Origin of the sequence: Kocuria sp. KD4 (assembly GCF_011769905.1) — a bacterium.
Classification (GTDB): domain Bacteria; phylum Actinomycetota; class Actinomycetes; order Actinomycetales; family Micrococcaceae; genus Kocuria; species Kocuria marina.
This window is the reverse complement of record NZ_CP050449.1, coordinates 614702-630172: the sequence shown is the minus strand read 5'-3', so window position 1 is coordinate 630172 and position 15471 is coordinate 614702. Positions and strand designations below refer to the sequence as shown.

Below are 15471 nucleotides of genomic sequence, written 5' to 3'. Positions count from 1 at the left end.
CCTGAAAGCACGTGTTTGGGGGGCCGCGAGGCCGGGGAGAACTCAGGAGTACGAGTGAATACGACACGACGCGGTGGCACGGGGGACGTGGCAACCGCAACGGACGGGGCGCCGCGCAAGCGGCGACTGGTGGGGATCGATGCCGCCCGGGGGCTGGCACTGATCGGGCTCATGGCCATCCACCTGCTGCCCGCGTGGAACGAGCAGACCGGGGAGGCCAGCTGGTCCTGGCGGTTGTTCTCCGGGCACTCGGCCGCCCTGTTCGCGCTGTTGGCCGGAGTGGGCCTGGCGTTGGGCTCCGGCGCCCGGCAACCACGCGAGGGGCGAGCCCTGACCGCTGACCGGGTGAGTGTCCTGGTCCGCGCCCTGCTGATCGTCACGGTGGGCATGACCGTCAACGCCGCGATGCCGGAGGATCCTCCCGCCTACAACATCCTGTTCTACTACGGCATGTTCTTCATCCTGGCCATCCCGTTCCTGCATGCCCGCCCCAAGACGCTGTTCATCTGGGCCGCCGCGTTCGGGATCCTCTCGCCCCTGCTGATGCAGCGCATGCTGGATGTCCTGCCGGAGTGGTGGTACTACAACCCCACCCTGCCCAATGTCCTCAGCAACCCCGCGGGCACGCTGTCTCAGCTTCTGCTGACCGGCAACTACCCGGCGCTGCCGTACATGACGTATCTGCTAGTCGGGATGGGGCTGGGCCGCTTGGATCTGCGAGCAGTGCGCACCCAGGTCCGCTTGGTGATCGTGGGCGTCGCGCTCACCGTGTTGGCCCAGCTCGTGTCCGCCGTGCTCCTCTACGGCCTCGGGGGCTACTCCGTATTGCAAGAGGCATCGCGCTTGAGCGAGTCCACGCTCGACGAGATCCTGGTGTGGGGTACCGACTCGCTACCAACCGACACCGGGTGGTGGCTGGCCATCACGACCCCGCATTCCAACACGCCGCTGGCCATTGCGACCAGCCTCGGGCTGAGCCTGGCGGTGCTGGGTGTGTTTCTGCTGATCAGTCAGAAGATCGGGGACTGGCTCGTGCCGTTGTCCGCGATGGGATCGATGACCCTTACGCTCTACTCGGCGCACCTGCTGGCGCTGTCCCTCGAGCTGCATTACGACTCCCCCTACCTCTGGTACGTCGTGCACCTGCTGGTGGCCGCTGCCTTCGCGGTCATCTGGCAGCGGACTCTTGGGCAGGGACCGCTCGAGCGGGTGGTCGCCTACTGCGCGAAGGGGACGCGCCGCCTCGTCGCCGGGCGGGGCGGCAATGCCAATCCTGGAAGGACCCGCAACTCCTAACTGGCGTCAACCTCATCCCGCGGTACCCGCTCTGGCGTTCGACCTATGGGAGCGGCTGCGGGCAGGGTGAGGTAAAGTGACGACATTTTGAATATTTCGAATAGCCAGTAGGGTAGAAACATGACAACCGCCCCGCTGGATCGCTCAACTGTCGCACCCACCCCGGCTCATGAGGAAGAACTGAAAGCCCTCGCGGCCTTCCTCGAGGCCACGCCCTCGGCACGGGGCCGCGGGATCCCCTATCTGGTGTCTCCGACCGGAGCCACACAGCAGATCCCCGCTGAGGTCTACTCCCTGCTCACACACGTCGTGGACGCGCTTGCCAACAATCATGGCGTTTCCGTGGTACCTACCAACGCGAGGCTGACCACCCAGCAAGCTGCTGATCATCTGGGAATTTCCCGGCCAACACTGGTCAAGCTGCTGGAGCAAGGTGATATCCCGTTTACCAAGGTCGGAAGGCACCGCAGAGTCCTGCTGACTGATCTCATTGCCTATGAAGAACGTCTCGAGAAGACACGCCGCGAAGGTCTCCGACAGGCAACTCACGAGGCAGCGAACCACGGCACGTACTTCGACATCCCGGCAGACCCGGCCACCCGGTAAATCCCCATGTCGTTCCCGGTGGTTCTCGATGCATGCGTATTGATTCCCATGCCTACCGCAGATCTACTACTGCGTCTGGCCACGGCCAAGCAATTCAGGCCGCTCTGGTCGAGAACTACGAGAGCCTCGTGCCCGCCATGACCAATGACCCCAAGGACAGACATGTGCTGGCGGCAGCGGTCCGTTCAAGAGCCGAGCTCATCGTGACATCCAACCAGAAGGACTTCCCGACGACCGCCCTCAAGCTGGGCCGCCCCCTTCATTCGGTCCGGTCGCTGTGCGAGTCGTCGGTTTCCGATTGATGGGTGCATTGCCGAGCGTAGTCGACGGGTGCGAGGTAGCCGAGCGATGAATGCCGGCGGTCGTGGTTGTATTCGGTCTTCCAGTCGCCGATCACGACCTGGGCGTGGAGCAGCGAGTAGAAGCTGTTGATGTTCAGGCACTCGTCGCGGAGCCTGCTCTCGGCATCCTCGCCTTCACTTCGGCGAGGTCACCCGTGGCCAGGCCTCTCGCCCTCGCTGCGCCACCGGCGACATCCTCCGCTTCGCGAGGTCACCATGGACGAGCCCCTCGCTGGGCGACGCGTGCGTCCCGTCATGGCCTGAGACCTCACATCACCGACGGGGCCCTGCCGAGAGACGATCCTCACGGCAGGGCCCCGTCACGGTGCTTGGGCGCGAGCGGCCGGGTGCGCCTCGGGGGTCAGGCGTCGTCCCGCCCGGCGGCGCGGTGGACGAACTCGATGAGGGAGTTCTCCATCTCGGCGCGGGTCTCGGGCTCGTTGTGAACCTCGTGGCGGACGTCGGGGTAGATGTGGAGTTCGACGTCGTGGCCCTTCTCCTCCAGGCGCCGGGCGACCTCGCGCGCACCCTCGCCGTAGTTGGTCACCGGGTCCTCCGCGCCCGCGAAGATCGCGACGGGAACCTGCGGAAGGCGGTCGAAGAAGTCGTCGCCGTTGGCCTGGTCGTACACGTCGACGAAGCCCTGCAGGAACCGGTTGCTCAAGGGGGCGCCGAAGTTGTTGAAGGGGTCGCGGCCGTGATCACGGACGACGTCCGCGTTGCGCGCCACCCAGTCCGTCGGGCCGAAGTCCGGGCCGAGGCGGTCGTAGAAGCCGTCGAACAGCTGGCCCACCAACGCATCCGCAGCGGGGGCGGAACCGTCGGCCGCCACGGCAGCCTTCAGGGCCTCGCGATCCAGCGTCGACTCGACACCGCGCATGCCCACGGCGATACCGCCCAGCGCGAGCCCGTCGACCTCGACACCCGGCTGCAGCACCAGCGCCCGCGCGATCATCGACCCCAGGCTGTGGCCGAACACCACGTACGGCAGGTCGGGGAACAGCTCCTTGGCCTTCCGGTACAGCGTCACCTCGTCCTGCACGATGACCGTCGCCGACTCGTCACCGGCGTCACCCCACGTCCCCGACTGCATCGCCGTCCGACCGTGACCCGCGTGATCGTCCGCGACCACGACGAACCCCGCATCCACCAGCGTGGCCGTCATGTGCAGGTACCGGCGGGAGTGCTCGCCGAGACCGTGGATGAGCTGGACCACCGCCACCGGCGTGACCGCCGGTTCGTACACCCAGGCCTGGATGGTGTCGGTGCCGTTGTGCGACGTGAACTCGAGTTCGCGCAGAGCCATGCTGACCTCCTCGTCATGCCCCTCGGGCGGGGAGCTCGACGGTATGACCCTACCGTACCTGCCGACAACGGGATGTCCGGCCCCCGACCTCCGTCGCCCACTCGCGGAACTCCCTGTCGCGGGCGCTGAGAGCGGCAGGTACGCGCCCAGCCCGTCCCGAGAGCCGCGTGACCGGGTCCGGACCCGGCGGCCCGGCAGGGTCACCCCCGGTGGGGGGGCCGCGTCCCGCCCGGATCATGCCTGCCGGCCCGCCCCGTGGCACTTCGGACGCTCTGTGCCGGCGCCGGGCATGCCCGTCCACGCCCGGACGGCCCGCAGAACGTGGACCAGGCCTCGGCATCGCGGCTAAGGAAGGTGAGGCCGGGGTCGATCAGACAGGCGACACGGGACATCACATGGAGAAACGGCGTCCCCGCTCCGGTGCTGCGTGTACCCGACGACGGCCCCCCGGCCGACGAGCCCGGCGCCGACGACCTCGGTCCCGGCGATCACGCCGCGGCCCACGTCGCCCGCGACTACGGTGCCCGCGCCGACGACGCGCCCCACGACCACGCCCACCACGCGCCCGACGACCCGTCCGAGCGTCCCCGCAGTGAAGGCGGTGCAGCGCACCTTCCAGGTGGACCGGTACATGCCCAAGACCGCGGCTCAAGCCCGGGTCGTGGCGCGCCTCGACGACGACGGCGTGCTGCGTTACCGCGAGGACCGCGCCCTCTGGGGCGCGAACAACTGGCAGTTCGTGACGGTGCGGGTGCCCGCCGACGCGAGCAAGGCGCAGGTCATGGCCGTGATCAACGCCAAGACGTCCTCGCGTGTGGGTGACGTGCACACCGGTTCGCGCCTGCGTTCCATCACGCGTGGTCGCTCGGTGACGATCGCGTGGGAGCTCGGCAAGGGCGCCCGCCCCACCTCCGCCTGGGGTGCGAACAAGTCCGTCAACCAGATGTTCTTCGCCCGCTCCTGAGCGACCACAGGTGGGCGTGGCCATCACCACCACGCCCACCTGTGGCGGGCCTGCATCGCCGAGCCCGGCCGAGCGACGCGTCACCCTTGCGAGGGTGGCGCCGTCGCCGCATGTCGGCTCCGCCCCTCGGGGGTGAGTCCGGGACCGGCGCCCTCATGGGTCGAATCACTCGGCCCGGCCATCGATTTCGGCGGCAGCCTCTCGGTGATCCTGGGACCCGCGCGGTGTTGCGGGGCGGCCTGGCACCTCTTCTCCGCGTCGTGCAGCAGCGTCCCTTCGCGCGAGAACACTGTGAACGTTCCCCGAGATGCCGGGGGAGGCTGGGCCGCCCCCTTCATTCGGTCCGGTCGCTGTGCGAGTCGTCGGTTTCCGATTGATGGGTGCATTGCCGAGCGTAGTCGACGGGTGCGAGGTAGCCGAGCGATGAATGCCGGCGGTCGTGGTTGTATTCGGTCTTCCAGTCGCCGATCACGACCTGGGCGTGGAGCAGCGAGTAGAAGCTGTTGATGTTCAGGCACTCGTCGCGGAGCCTGCTGTTGAACGACTCGACGTACCCGTTGTGCCAGGGCGAGCCGGGCGGGATGTAGAACAGGCCGGTGCGGGTGCCGGCCCAGTCGGCCATCGCGTCGCTGATGAACTCGGGGCCGTTGTCGGATCGGAGCACCGCGGGGGCGCCGCGGACGGCGACGAGGTCCTCGAGGTGGGCGGTGAGCCGGTCCGCGGTGATCGACCGTTCGACGAGCCCGCCGATGCACTCGCGGGTGTGCTCGTCGACGATGGAGCAGATCTTGATCGGACGGCCCTGCTCGTCCGCGTCGAACTGGAAGTCCACCGCCCACACGAGGTTCGGTGCGACCGCTGCCGGGGCGTCGACGGTCGAAGACCCAACGCGTTTGCGGCGACGCCGCTGCGGGACGCGCAGCCCTTCCTCGCACCAGAGCCGTTGGATCTTCTTGTGGTTCACGACCCACCCCTCGCCGCGGGCATCGTGGTAGGCCCTGCGGTATCCCCACCGCGGGTGCTTCTTCGCATACGCCCGCAGCCAGTCCCGCAACGCCAGGTCCGGGTCGGCTGTCGTCTCACCCTGGAGCGGGCGACGGTATGCGGACCTGCTCAGCCCGGCCAGACGGCACGCCATTCGTTCGCTCACCCGCAGCTTGCGCTTGAGGTGGTCGACGGCGGCGCGGCGCCTGCCCGGGCATAGAAGTTTCCCTCAGCCAGCTCCTTGAGCGCGGCCTTCTCGAGCTCTGCCTCGGCGAGCAGCCGCTTGAGCGTGGCGTTCTGCTTCTCGAGCTCCTTCAGCCGCTTCGCGTCGTCGGCCTTCAGCCCGCCGTACTGGTTCCGCCACCGGTAGTACGTCTGCTCGGACACTCCGAGCTCTCGACACACCCCGGCGATGTCGCTACCGCCCGCGAGCATCCTGTCGGCCTGCCCGAGCTTACGGACGACCTGCTCCGAGGTGTGACGCTTCCTGCTGTTCGTCATGATCTGACCAGTCTCACTGCCCGGACCCCCGGGCAACAGGACGACTCACACAACCACCGGACCTACCAAACGGGGTCAGCCCAGCGATGTCCAGCCCCTCCCCCGCGAGCCACTCGTCCGAGTAGTACTTGTCCAGATAGCGGTCCCCGGGGTCGCACAGCAGCGCGATCACGCTGCCCCGCTCCCCCGCCCGGACCATATCGGAGATGATGCGGAACGCCGCCCACAGCCCCGTGCCCGTGGAAGCCCCGGCCTTGCGACCGATCAGGGTGTCCAGGTGGCGGATCGCGGCGACCGCGGCGGCGTCGGGAACGCGGATCATCCGGTCGATCGCCGAGCCCATGAAGCTCGGCTCCACGCGCTGCCGGCCGATGCCCTCGATCCGGGACCCGAGCGGCGTCGTCACCGAGGGGTCCTGCTCGCGCCAGGCCGGGAGGAAGGCCGAGTTCTCCGGGTCCGCCACGCACACCCCCGTCTGCCGGCCGGTGTAGCGCACGTAGCGGGCGATCGTCGCGGAGGTCCCGCCGGTGCCTGCCGTGGCCACGATCCACGCGGGATCCGGATAGCGCTCCTGGGACATCTGCGCGAACAGCGACTCCGCGATGTTGTTGTTCCCGCGCCAATCCGTGGCCCGTTCGGCGAACGCGAACTGGTCCATGTAGTGACCGCCGGTCTCGCGCGCGAGGCCCGCAGCGACGTCGTACACCTGGTCCGGGCGCTCCACGAAATGGCAGCGACCGCCGTGCAGCTCGATCAGGCGGATCTTGTCACGGCTGGTCCCCTGGGCCATGACGGCGATGAACGGCACCCCGATCAGCCGTGCAAAGTACGCCTCGGATACCGCCGTAGACCCGCTCGACGCCTCGATCACCGGCCGCCCCTTGCGCACCCACCCGTTGCACAGCGCGTGCAGGAACAGCGAGCGCGCCAGGCGGTGCTTGAGCGAGCCCGTGGGGTGCGTGGACTCGTCCTTGAGGTACAGGTCCACGCCCCACTCCTCGGGCAGCGGCACCGATAGCAGGTGCGTGTCCGACGACCGGTTGCCCTCCGCCCGCACCTTCGCCACGGCCTCGGCGCACCAACGCCGGGCCTCCGCGTCGAAACGGTCGATGTCCTCCTCGGGCGCCACCGCCGACGACGACGCCGCTCGCTCCCCCACGCTCATTCCTCGGGTGCTCATGAGGGAACCCTATGCCGGACCCACTTCCCCGCGGGGCATCCCGTCACCGCAGCCAGCCGGGGCGGGCGGCACAGTACGGTTCGATCTCGTGGCACACCTCGACCGCGGCATTCGGCATGTCCGGGGCGGTTCCGGTGACCACGGTGCCGTCCTCGAGCAGCATGGCCGCCGCACCGTGCTCCGACCCGTCCGGAAACCGGGTTTCGAGTAGTGCCTTGCACTCGGTCACGACGTAGTCCAGAGCGGAAGTGTCCATGGCCGGAGCCTATCGGGGAGCGCGCCGCACGGGTCGATTGGCCAGTCGGCCAGAGTTGCCCGCGGTGCGACCACGTTCCGACGCCGGCCCGGCGGACGATCGAACCCTCGGACCGACCGAGGTGACGGTCGCACGGTGGAGCTGCAGCGGCGTCGTCTCCTGGCGGACCTGCGTGTCCACCAGGCCGCGATGCGACGTCGCGAGAGCGACACCCCGCCCACTGCCTGACATCTGAGGCACTCTCGAGCCACCGGGTGCACTTTCAGGCGCGTCGAGGCCAGGAATACCCGCTGTTCGTGGCTTCAACGTGCCTCACAGTCCGAGGGCTGGCCAGAACGTGCCTCAAAATGCGCACGTTGGCCCAAACGTGCTCCAGAGTTCGAGGACTGGCAGGGACCCGCCGCCGTCACCGTGACGCATTGCCCCACCTGACCCTCGGCGATACTGGTTAGGCATCAATCGACCGGAAAGTGTCGTGGGTCACGCAATTGACGGTATGAATGTACCCACCGGCCGAACCGGCCCCCGCGCACCCTGCGGCGACGTTGGGCCGGTGGGTCCATCGCATCACTCCCGTGGAGGCACCATGACACGAACCCTCAGCCGACGATCGTTGCTAGCCGCAGCGGCGTCGTTGCCCGTGATCGGGGGCCTGTCGGCCTGCGCGGGAGGCCCGCGCGCGACCGACCGCACGCATCAGCTGGTGTGGTCCACCTACGGCGTGGGCACCGGGACGTACAACGACCTCGCGGCGGTCGCGAACACCCTGACCCAGCGCACGGGACGGCAGATCCGGTTGATGACCTCGGACACCGGCATCGGGCGCCTGGCCCCGCTGATCAACGGCACGGCCCAGTACTCGCGCACCGGGGACGAGTACTACTACGCGTTCGAGGGCAATGACGAGTACTGCTCCGAGCAGTGGGGCCCGCAGGCGCTGCGCCTCGTGTGGACTCCCCCGGGCAACTACGGGGTGCTGGTGCGCAAGGACAGTGGCATCGAGACCGTGGCGGACCTCAAGGGCCGCAAGTTCCCCAAGCTGATCGCGAGCACGTCCATCAACCGCAAGATGGAGGCGATCCTTAACTACGGCGGCCTCACCGGCAAGGACGTCCAGATGGTGGACGTCACCTACAGCGGCCAGATCGAGGCGCTGAAGACCGGTCAGATCGACACCCTCTACCAGAACGTGGTGGGCGCCAACGTCTCCGAGCTGGCCTCCCAGTACCCCATCCGCTGGCTGAACCTGGGCGGCGGCACGCCCTCCCAGTACGCCACGTGGAAGGAGCTGGCGCCGATGGTCAAACCCGGCGAGTTCTCCAAGGGTGCGGGCCTGGCCAAGGGGGAGACGGCGGTGAACATGCAGTACACCATCCCGGTGGTCGCCCGCGCGGACCGCCCCGCGGACGAGGTCGCCGCACTGGTCGCGGACATGGACCGCTACTACCCGGACTACAAGGACACCACCCCAGACGCCCACCGCTTCGGCACGGACCAGATCCAGCTCACGCCCCTGGTGATCCCGTTCCACGACGCCATGGTGGAGTTCCTCACCAGCAAGGGCCGCTGGAGCAAGGACCTGCAGACCCGCCAGGACGCCCTGCTGGAGCGCGAGCGCCGCATGCACGAGGCCTGGCCCGCGTTCTGGCAGGACCACAAGGACCGTGAGGACCCCAAGTCCGCGCGCAAGGAGTGGGTGGACTGGAAGAAGGCCAACCTTCCCGAGCTCCCGGACACCCCCGGCACCCTGCCCGGCGCCTCGTCCACCACCGCACCCTCCGGAGGCCACGCATGAGCACCCCGTACCAGACCGACGACGCCGCCGGCCCCGCCTGTGCCTCGGGTTCCGCTGGCACCGCTGGCCCCATCACCACCCCCGGACCGGCCATCGACCCCCGCACCGGCACTGAGATCACCGCCACGCACCCGCACGGGGGCGACGACGCCGCCCAGCCCACCATGCCCTCGGACGTCTCCCTGCACGACGCGAGCCCGCGGCTGACGCCGTTCTGGCGCAGCCTGGTGATCGTGCTGACCGTGGTGGGCGTGCTGCTGACCATGAACCAGGTGTTCTTCTGGAACGTGGGCGGGGTGACCATCCCCACCAACTCGTTCCTGTACCTGCTGATCGCGGTGTTCGTGCCGATCGTGTTCATCGTGACGCCCATCCGCAAGCACGGGGCCGCGGCTCGGCAGCGGCGGGGCGTGCCGTGGTACGACGTGCTGCTGCTGCTGGCCGTGGTGGGCACCAGCGCGTACTTCGCGGTGCATGGCATCGAGATCCAGGAGTACGGCTGGCAGTACATGGCCCCCACCCTGGCCACCGTGCTGAGCTTCGTGTTCTGGGCCCTGATCCTGGAGACCCTGCGCCGGGCCGCCGGTCTGGTGGTGCTCGTGATCGCGTTCCTGTTCTCCGTGTACCCGCTGTTCGCGGGGATCATCCCGCTGTCCTTCCTGCAGGGCATCTCCTACGACCTCCCCACCCTGGCCCAGGTGCACACCATGGGCGTGGACAGCGTGCTGGGCCTGCCCCTGCAGACCGCGGGCACCATCCTGGTGGGCTTCCTGCTGTTCGGCGTGGTGCTGCAGCACACCGGCGGTGCGGACTTCTTCCACGAGCTGTCCATGGCCGTGTTCGGCCGCTACCGCGGCGGCTCCGCCAAGGTGGCCGTGGCGAGCTCCGCGGCCATGGGCATGATGAGTGGCTCGGCGGTGTCCAACGTGCTGACCACGGGACCCATGACCATCCCGGCCATGAAGCGCTCCGGGTTCAGCGCCCGGGTGGCCGGGGCCGTGGAGGCCACCGCGTCCTCCGGCGGCTCCATCACTCCGCCCATCATGGGCACCGCGGCGTTCCTCATGGTCTCCTTCGTGGGCGTGCCGTACACGAGCATCCTGGTGGCGGCCACCATCCCCGCGATCCTCTACTACCTGGGCATCTTCCTGCAGATCGACGGCTACGCCGCCCAGCGCGGACTGCGCGGCACGCCCAAGAACCTGCTGCCGCGCGCCCGCCACGCCCTGGCCATGGGCTGGCCCTACCTCGGCGCCCTGGCCGTGCTCACGGCGCTGCTGTTCACCACGGACTCCGAGGCCCGGGTGCCGTACTGGGTGGTGGCCATCCTGCTGCTGATCGCCCTGGTCAAGCCCAGCGTCACGTTCGGCCCCCGCCAGTGGGTGGACATGGGCGTGGACGTGGGCAAGACGCTGGCGCAGATCGTGGGCATCATCGCGGGAGTGGGCCTGATCCTCGGTGGGCTGACCGCCACGGGCGTGGCCCTGTCCCTCTCGCGTGACCTGGTGGCCCTGGTGGGCGACAACGTGGTGCTCATCCTGATCGCCGGCGCCGTGGTGTGCTTCATCCTGGGCATGGGCCTGACCATCTCCGCCGCGTACGTGTTCCTGGCCATCGTGATGGTCCCGGCCGTCACGGCCCTGGGCGTGGACCCGATCGCCGCGCACCTGTTCGTCATCTACTGGGCCTCGGTCTCCTACATCACCCCGCCCGTGGGGCTCGCGGCCTTCGCGGCGGCGGGCATCTCCAAGGCCTCCCCCATGGCCACGTGCTTCTCCGCCATGAAGCTCGGCGCGGTGAAGTACGTGGTGCCGTTCGGCTTCGCGCTCAACCCCGCGCTGGTGGCCCAGGGGGAGCCGTTGCACATCGTGCTGGCCTTCCTCTCCAGCCTCGTGGCGGTCTACGCGATCGCCGCGGCCATGGGCGGCTGGCTCACGTTCGTGGAACGCCAGCTGCCCCTGTACCTGCGGGTGGTTCTCGCGGTGGGCGGATTCATGATGTTCTTGCCTGGGGCCCCGGTCACGCTCATCGGTCTGGCGCTGGTGGTCGCGGCCGCGGTGGTTGCGCGCCTGAGCCGGCCGCGCGCCGTCGTCGACCCCGAGACCGGGCAAATCACCCGGGTGCCGGAGGGAGCCAAGGTTCCCGACGCCGCCCGCGGCGCGCACGACACCGGTGGTGCCACCGCGGGTGCGCACGCCCCGCACGAGAACACGAAGGAGAACGCATCATGAGCGCAGAGAACACCGACGTCCTGACCGTGGACGTCACGGACGGGATCGCCCTGGTCACCGTGAACCGGCCGGAGGTGCGCAACGCGATCAACGCGACCGTGCTGCGGGCCATCACCGAGACCCTCGCGGAGCTGGCCGAGAACGATGACGTGCAGGTGCTGGTCTTCACCGGCGCCGGGGACAAGGCGTTCGTGGCGGGCGCGGACATCAACGAGCTCGCCGTGCGCACCCCCAAGGACGGGCTGAAGGCCACCATGCAGGGCGTGTACGAGAAGGTGGAGCAGTTCCCCAAGCCCACCATCGCGGCCGTGAACGGCTACGCGTTCGGCGGCGGGCACGAGCTCGCCCTGGCATGCGACATCCGCGTGGCCTCCACGAACGCGCAGTTCGCGCTGCCCGAGACCGGGCTGGGCATCATGCCCGCCGCGGGCGGCACCCAGCGCCTGGCCAAGCTCGTGGGCCTGGGCCGGGCCACCGAGATCGTGCTCACCGGGCGACGTGTGAAGGCGGACGAGGCCCTGGACATGGGGCTGGTGACCGAGGTGGTGGAGCCGGACGAGCTGCTGGTTACCGCCCGCGAGACGGCGCAGGCCATCATGGCCAAGGGCCCGCTGGCCATCCAGCTGGCCAAGACCGTGATCCGCCACGGCTTCGACGTGGACCACCAGACCGGGATCCTGCTGGAGCGCCTGGCCCAGTCCGTGCTCTACAGCAGCGCCGAGAAGGCCGAGGGAACCACCGCGTTCCTGGAGAAGCGGACCCCCGATTTCCACAGTGCAGCACAGAAGGACGTGAGCAAGTGAGCGAGAACCCCCTGAAGGAGATCCAGCACATCACCGTGATCGGTGCCGGGGCCATGGGCTCCCAGATCGCCATGGTCTGCGCCCTCGCCGGGTACGACACGGACGTGGTGGACATCAAGCAGGAGGCCGTGGACAAGGCCTCCGAGCAGCTGCACTCCCGCATGGACCGTGACGTCAGCAAGGGCCGGCGCACCCAGCAGGACGTGGACGCCGCGTTCGGGCGCCTGACGTTCTCCACGGACCGGGACGCGTGCGCCGCGCAGGCGGACTTCGTGATCGAGGCCGCCGTGGAGGACCTGACCATCAAGCGTCAGGTCTTCGCGGAGCTGGACGCGGTGTGCCCCGAGCACACCATCCTGGCCACCAACTCCTCGAACATCGTGTCCTCGCGTGTGGCGGACGCCACCCACCGCCCGGAGAAGGTGTGCAACGTGCACTTCTTCAACCCCGCGCTGGTGATGAAGTGCGTGGAGGTGGTCCCCCACGAGGGCATCTCCCGTGAGACCGTGGAGACCGCCATGGAGCTGGCCCGCTCGATCGGCAAGGCCCCCGTGGAGCTCAAGAAGGAGGTTCCGGGCTTCGTGGCCAACCGCCTGCTCGGCGCCCTGCGCACGGAGGCGCTGAAGCTCTACGAGGACGGGGTGGCGGACTACAAGGACATCGACGTGGCCGCCAAGACCGCCCTGAACCACCCCATGGGCCCCTTCGAGCTCATGGACATGGTGGGCATCGACGTGGTCTACCTGATCCGGCTGGCCGAGTACGAGCAGACCGGTGACCCCGCGTCCCTGCCGGCCGAGTCCATCAAGGCGAAGTACGAGGCCGGTGACTACGGCCGAAAGACCGGCCACGGCTGGTACGACTACGAGTAGGACCCGCTAGGTTCCGGGGACCTCTGCGGCCTGGCCGCGGGGGTCCCCGTAGAGGTTCTGGGCCAGGCGCACCACGGCACACAGCGCGGGGTTGGGGTCCGCCGCGCGCCACATGAGCTGCACGTCCAGAGGGCGCTGCGGCTGGGCGAGGGGCCGGAACACCACGCCGTCCGAGGCGACGTTGTCCCGCACGGTGTCGAGGCTCAGGGCGCAGCCGATCTGGGCGGCCACGAGCACCACCAGGGTCCACGAGTCCGGCGCCACCTGGGCCACGCGTGGCACGAAGCCCGCCGCTGTGGCGAGGGAGGTCAGCCGGTTCTGCAGTGCGGCCCCCGGACCCGAGGGCAGGATCACCCAGGACTCCTCGGCCAGCTGTGACATCTCCACCCGGGGTGCGTCCGCCAGCGGGTGGTTGCTGGGCAGCACCACCATGACCTCCTCGTGGCCCAGCACGGACGAGCGCAGCTCCGAGGGGATGAAGTCCCACCGCCCGATGGCCACGTCCAGGGAGCCGCCCAGCACCTTCTGCATGGCGGTGTGGGAGAACTGCGAGCCGTGCAGCTCCAGGTGTACCCCGGGGCGGTGGGTGCGCACGTGGCGGGCCAGCTCCCCCACCTGCCGGTTGATGGACGCTCCCGCGAACCCGAGGCGCACGCGCCCGGTCTCTCCGGTCATGGACTTGGCCACCGCGGTGCGGGCCTGTTCCGAGGCCGCCACCAGCTCGCGCGCGGGCTCCAGGAGGGCCGCCCCGGCCGGGGTGAGCGAGACCTGCCGAGTGCTGCGCTCGAACAGCTGAGCACCCAGGGACTTCTCGATGCTCTTGATGAGCCGGCTCAGGGGTGGCTGCGCGATCCGCAGGTTGGCGGCGGCGCGCCCGAAGTGCAGTTCCTCGGCAACCGCCAGGAACGCCTTGGCTTCGTGGACTTCCATGGGCGGAGCCTACGTGATTGTTGCCACACGCGCATCAGTCCACCGCTCTTCTTGTATTGGACAGAACCTAATGACGGTGATTGTGTGGGATGAAACACATTCCCCGTCCCAGTGGAGCGTTCATGTCCCTCACCCAGGATCCTGCGACCTCCGGGCCGCTCAACGGAGTGGTCGTCGCGGACTTCTCCCGCGTGCTCGCGGGGCCTTACTGCACCATGCTGCTCGCGGACATGGGCGCCACCGTGGTCAAGGTGGAGAGCCCCACCGGGGACGACACCCGCGGGTACAAGCCGCCTAGCCGGGACGGGGTGGGCACCTACTACCTCTCCGTGAACCGCAACAAGCACTCCGTCGTGCTGGACCTGCGCGATCCGGCGGACCTGGAGACCGCCTACGAGATCATCGACGCCGCGGACGTGTTCATAGAGAACTTCAAGCCCGGCGGGCTGGCCCGCTACGGGTTGGATCCCGAGGCCGTGGCCGAGCGGTGGCCCGGGCTCATCCACACGAGCATCACCGGATTCGGCACGGACCGCGGCGCACACCTGCCGGGCTACGACCTGCTGGTCCAGGGCGTCTCGGGCTTCATGTCCGTGACCGGCTCCGCGGACGGCCCACCCCAGCGGGCGGGCGTGGCGATGTTCGACGTCCTCACCGGGCTGCACGCCGCAGTGGCCATCCTGGGCGCCCTGCACGAGCGGGACGTCTCCGGCAGGGGCCAGCACATCCACCTGGATCTGCTCTCCTGCGCGCTGTCCTCCCTGGTCAACCAGACCACGGGCTACGCGGCGTGCGGCAACGACCCCCAGCGCATGGGCAACGACCACCCCAGTCTGTTCCCGTACGGACCGTTCCCCACCGCGGACAAGGACCTCATCATCACGGTGGGCAACAACCCCCAGTTCCGGCGTTTCGTCACGGTGCTGGGCCTGCCCGAGCTCGCGGAGGACCCGCGCTTCGACACCGTGGAGAACCGCAACCAACACCGTGAGGAGCTGCGCCCGCTGCTCAACAAGGCGCTGTCCTCGGACACCGCCGAGGTGTGGGCGTCCCGGTTGCAGGCGGAGGGCCTGCCGTGCGCCCCCATCCTCACCATCCCCGAGGGCGTGGAGTACGCGGCCTCCCTGGGCCTGGACCCCGTGGTGCAGGTGGGCGAGGGCGACGAGGCCGTGCCCCTGATCAAGAACCCCGTGACCTTCAGTCGCACCCCGGTGCGCTACGACAAGGCCCCGCCCGCCCTCGGTGCGGACGGCACCGATGTCATGGCCTGGCTGCGTTCCCGTCGCGCCGCCCACGACGACACCCCCGCACCGGACCGCGCGGCCGTCGGTGCAGTGCCCGCCGCCGCGCACGACGGCGCCGCCGGTTCCCCGGGCGCGGCCCCGAACCGCGCGTAGCCCCTCCCC

The 15471-nt window shown here is 69.1% G+C and carries 14 protein-coding genes and 1 pseudogene; 9 read left to right on the top strand and 6 right to left on the bottom strand.

Features of this window, described 5'->3' with window-relative positions; translation table 11 throughout:
- The first annotated feature begins 54 nt into the window (after positions 1–54).
- The 3 genes from HBK84_RS02850 to HBK84_RS02840 all read left to right on the top strand — a co-directional run bounded on the left by HBK84_RS02850 (position 55) and on the right by HBK84_RS02840 (position 2204).
- The gene (locus tag HBK84_RS02850; RefSeq protein ID WP_240919076.1) at positions 55–1296 is read left to right on the top strand and encodes a heparan-alpha-glucosaminide N-acetyltransferase domain-containing protein; all 1242 of its coding nucleotides are present in this window, start codon (positions 55–57) and stop codon (positions 1294–1296) included.
- 120 nt (positions 1297–1416) lie between these two features.
- The gene (locus HBK84_RS02845) at positions 1417–1902 is read left to right on the top strand and encodes a helix-turn-helix domain-containing protein (protein ID WP_167318140.1); all 486 of its coding nucleotides are present in this window, start codon (positions 1417–1419) and stop codon (positions 1900–1902) included.
- A 32-nt stretch (positions 1903–1934) separates the two neighbouring features.
- Positions 1935–2204 carry a PIN domain-containing protein gene (locus HBK84_RS02840; protein WP_206069184.1) on the top strand — a complete coding sequence of 90 codons (270 nt, stop codon included), beginning with the start codon at positions 1935–1937 and terminating at the stop codon, positions 2202–2204.
- Here the strand turns inward: HBK84_RS02840 and HBK84_RS02835 are convergent.
- Both HBK84_RS02835 and HBK84_RS02830 read right to left on the bottom strand, forming a co-directional pair.
- Positions 2162–2374 (bottom strand): annotated as a pseudogene (locus HBK84_RS02835) (integrase core domain-containing protein); the annotation flags it as partial. The gene HBK84_RS02840 and the pseudogene HBK84_RS02835 sit on opposite strands and share 43 nt — an antisense overlap.
- A 230-nt stretch (positions 2375–2604) precedes the next feature.
- Positions 2605–3549, bottom strand: a complete 945-nt coding sequence (locus HBK84_RS02830) for an alpha/beta fold hydrolase (RefSeq protein ID WP_167318139.1) — start codon at positions 3547–3549, stop codon at positions 2605–2607.
- Positions 3550–4141: 592 nt separating this feature from the next.
- Between HBK84_RS02830 and HBK84_RS02825 the strand changes: the two genes are divergently transcribed.
- Positions 4142–4513 (top strand): hypothetical protein, encoded by a 372-nt coding sequence (locus tag HBK84_RS02825; RefSeq protein ID WP_013350234.1) that lies wholly within the window; start codon positions 4142–4144, stop codon positions 4511–4513.
- Between the two features lie 334 nt (positions 4514–4847).
- Here HBK84_RS02825 and HBK84_RS02820 read toward each other — a convergent pair.
- The 3 genes from HBK84_RS02820 to HBK84_RS02810 form a co-directional block, all read right to left on the bottom strand.
- Positions 4848–5998 (bottom strand): IS3-like element ISAar43 family transposase gene (locus HBK84_RS02820; RefSeq protein ID WP_167318138.1). Its coding sequence is split into 2 segments (ribosomal slippage): positions 4848–5728 and positions 5728–5998, totalling 1152 coding nucleotides; the frame shifts between segments, so codons are not numbered across the junction.
- A gap of 13 nt (positions 5999–6011) precedes the next feature.
- On the bottom strand, positions 6012–7178 hold the full coding sequence (locus tag HBK84_RS02815) for a PLP-dependent cysteine synthase family protein (protein WP_167318137.1): 1167 nt from the start codon (positions 7176–7178) through the stop codon (positions 6012–6014).
- A gap of 43 nt (positions 7179–7221) precedes the next feature.
- Positions 7222–7434, bottom strand: a complete 213-nt coding sequence (locus HBK84_RS02810) for a hypothetical protein (protein WP_240919075.1) — start codon at positions 7432–7434, stop codon at positions 7222–7224.
- 586 nt (positions 7435–8020) lie between these two features.
- On the opposite strand from HBK84_RS02810, the gene HBK84_RS02805 reads away from it, so the two are divergent.
- The 4 genes from HBK84_RS02805 to HBK84_RS02790 are packed head-to-tail and all read left to right on the top strand — an operon-like array spanning position 8021 to position 13135.
- On the top strand, positions 8021–9229 hold the full coding sequence (locus tag HBK84_RS02805; protein ID WP_167318136.1) for a TAXI family TRAP transporter solute-binding subunit: 1209 nt from the start codon (positions 8021–8023) through the stop codon (positions 9227–9229).
- On the top strand, positions 9226–11460 hold the full coding sequence (locus tag HBK84_RS02800; RefSeq protein WP_167318135.1) for a TRAP transporter permease: 2235 nt from the start codon (positions 9226–9228) through the stop codon (positions 11458–11460). The genes HBK84_RS02805 and HBK84_RS02800 overlap by 4 nt, the downstream gene beginning before the upstream one ends.
- Positions 11457–12263 (top strand): enoyl-CoA hydratase/isomerase family protein, encoded by an 807-nt coding sequence (locus HBK84_RS02795; RefSeq protein ID WP_167318134.1) that lies wholly within the window; start codon positions 11457–11459, stop codon positions 12261–12263. Before HBK84_RS02800 ends, HBK84_RS02795 begins: the two co-directional genes overlap by 4 nt.
- Positions 12260–13135, top strand: coding sequence for a 3-hydroxyacyl-CoA dehydrogenase family protein (locus tag HBK84_RS02790; RefSeq protein WP_167318133.1), 876 nt, complete (start codon positions 12260–12262; stop codon positions 13133–13135). Before HBK84_RS02795 ends, HBK84_RS02790 begins: the two co-directional genes overlap by 4 nt.
- 6 nt (positions 13136–13141) lie before the next feature.
- Here the strand turns inward: HBK84_RS02790 and HBK84_RS02785 are convergent, their stop codons facing one another.
- A complete protein-coding gene (locus HBK84_RS02785; RefSeq protein WP_064846670.1) occupies positions 13142–14065 on the bottom strand; it encodes a LysR family transcriptional regulator in 924 nt (307 codons plus the stop codon).
- Between the two features lie 122 nt (positions 14066–14187).
- On the opposite strand from HBK84_RS02785, the gene HBK84_RS02780 reads away from it, so the two are divergent.
- Entirely contained in the window at positions 14188–15462 is a 1275-nt protein-coding gene (locus tag HBK84_RS02780; RefSeq protein WP_167318132.1) for a CaiB/BaiF CoA-transferase family protein, read from the top strand.
- Positions 15463–15471: the final 9 nt, after the last annotated feature.

What these genes read in the sequence shown, in the direction of transcription:
- HBK84_RS02845 (WP_167318140.1), top strand. Translation starts at nt 1,417, where the DNA reads ATGACAACCGCCCCGCTGGATCGCTCAACTGTCGCACCCACCCCGGCT.
- HBK84_RS02840 (WP_206069184.1), top strand. Translation starts at nt 1,935, where the DNA reads ATGCGTATTGATTCCCATGCCTACCGCAGATCTACTACTGCGTCTGGC.
- HBK84_RS02830 (WP_167318139.1), bottom strand. Translation starts at nt 3,549, where the DNA reads ATGGCTCTGCGCGAACTCGAGTTCACGTCGCACAACGGCACCGACACC.
- HBK84_RS02815 (WP_167318137.1), bottom strand. Translation starts at nt 7,178, where the DNA reads ATGAGCACCCGAGGAATGAGCGTGGGGGAGCGAGCGGCGTCGTCGTCG.
- HBK84_RS02810 (WP_240919075.1), bottom strand. Translation starts at nt 7,434, where the DNA reads ATGGACACTTCCGCTCTGGACTACGTCGTGACCGAGTGCAAGGCACTA.
- HBK84_RS02805 (WP_167318136.1), top strand. Translation starts at nt 8,021, where the DNA reads ATGACACGAACCCTCAGCCGACGATCGTTGCTAGCCGCAGCGGCGTCG.
- HBK84_RS02800 (WP_167318135.1), top strand. Translation starts at nt 9,226, where the DNA reads ATGAGCACCCCGTACCAGACCGACGACGCCGCCGGCCCCGCCTGTGCC.
- HBK84_RS02795 (WP_167318134.1), top strand. Translation starts at nt 11,457, where the DNA reads ATGAGCGCAGAGAACACCGACGTCCTGACCGTGGACGTCACGGACGGG.
- HBK84_RS02785 (WP_064846670.1), bottom strand. Translation starts at nt 14,065, where the DNA reads ATGGAAGTCCACGAAGCCAAGGCGTTCCTGGCGGTTGCCGAGGAACTG.
- HBK84_RS02780 (WP_167318132.1), top strand. Translation starts at nt 14,188, where the DNA reads ATGTCCCTCACCCAGGATCCTGCGACCTCCGGGCCGCTCAACGGAGTG.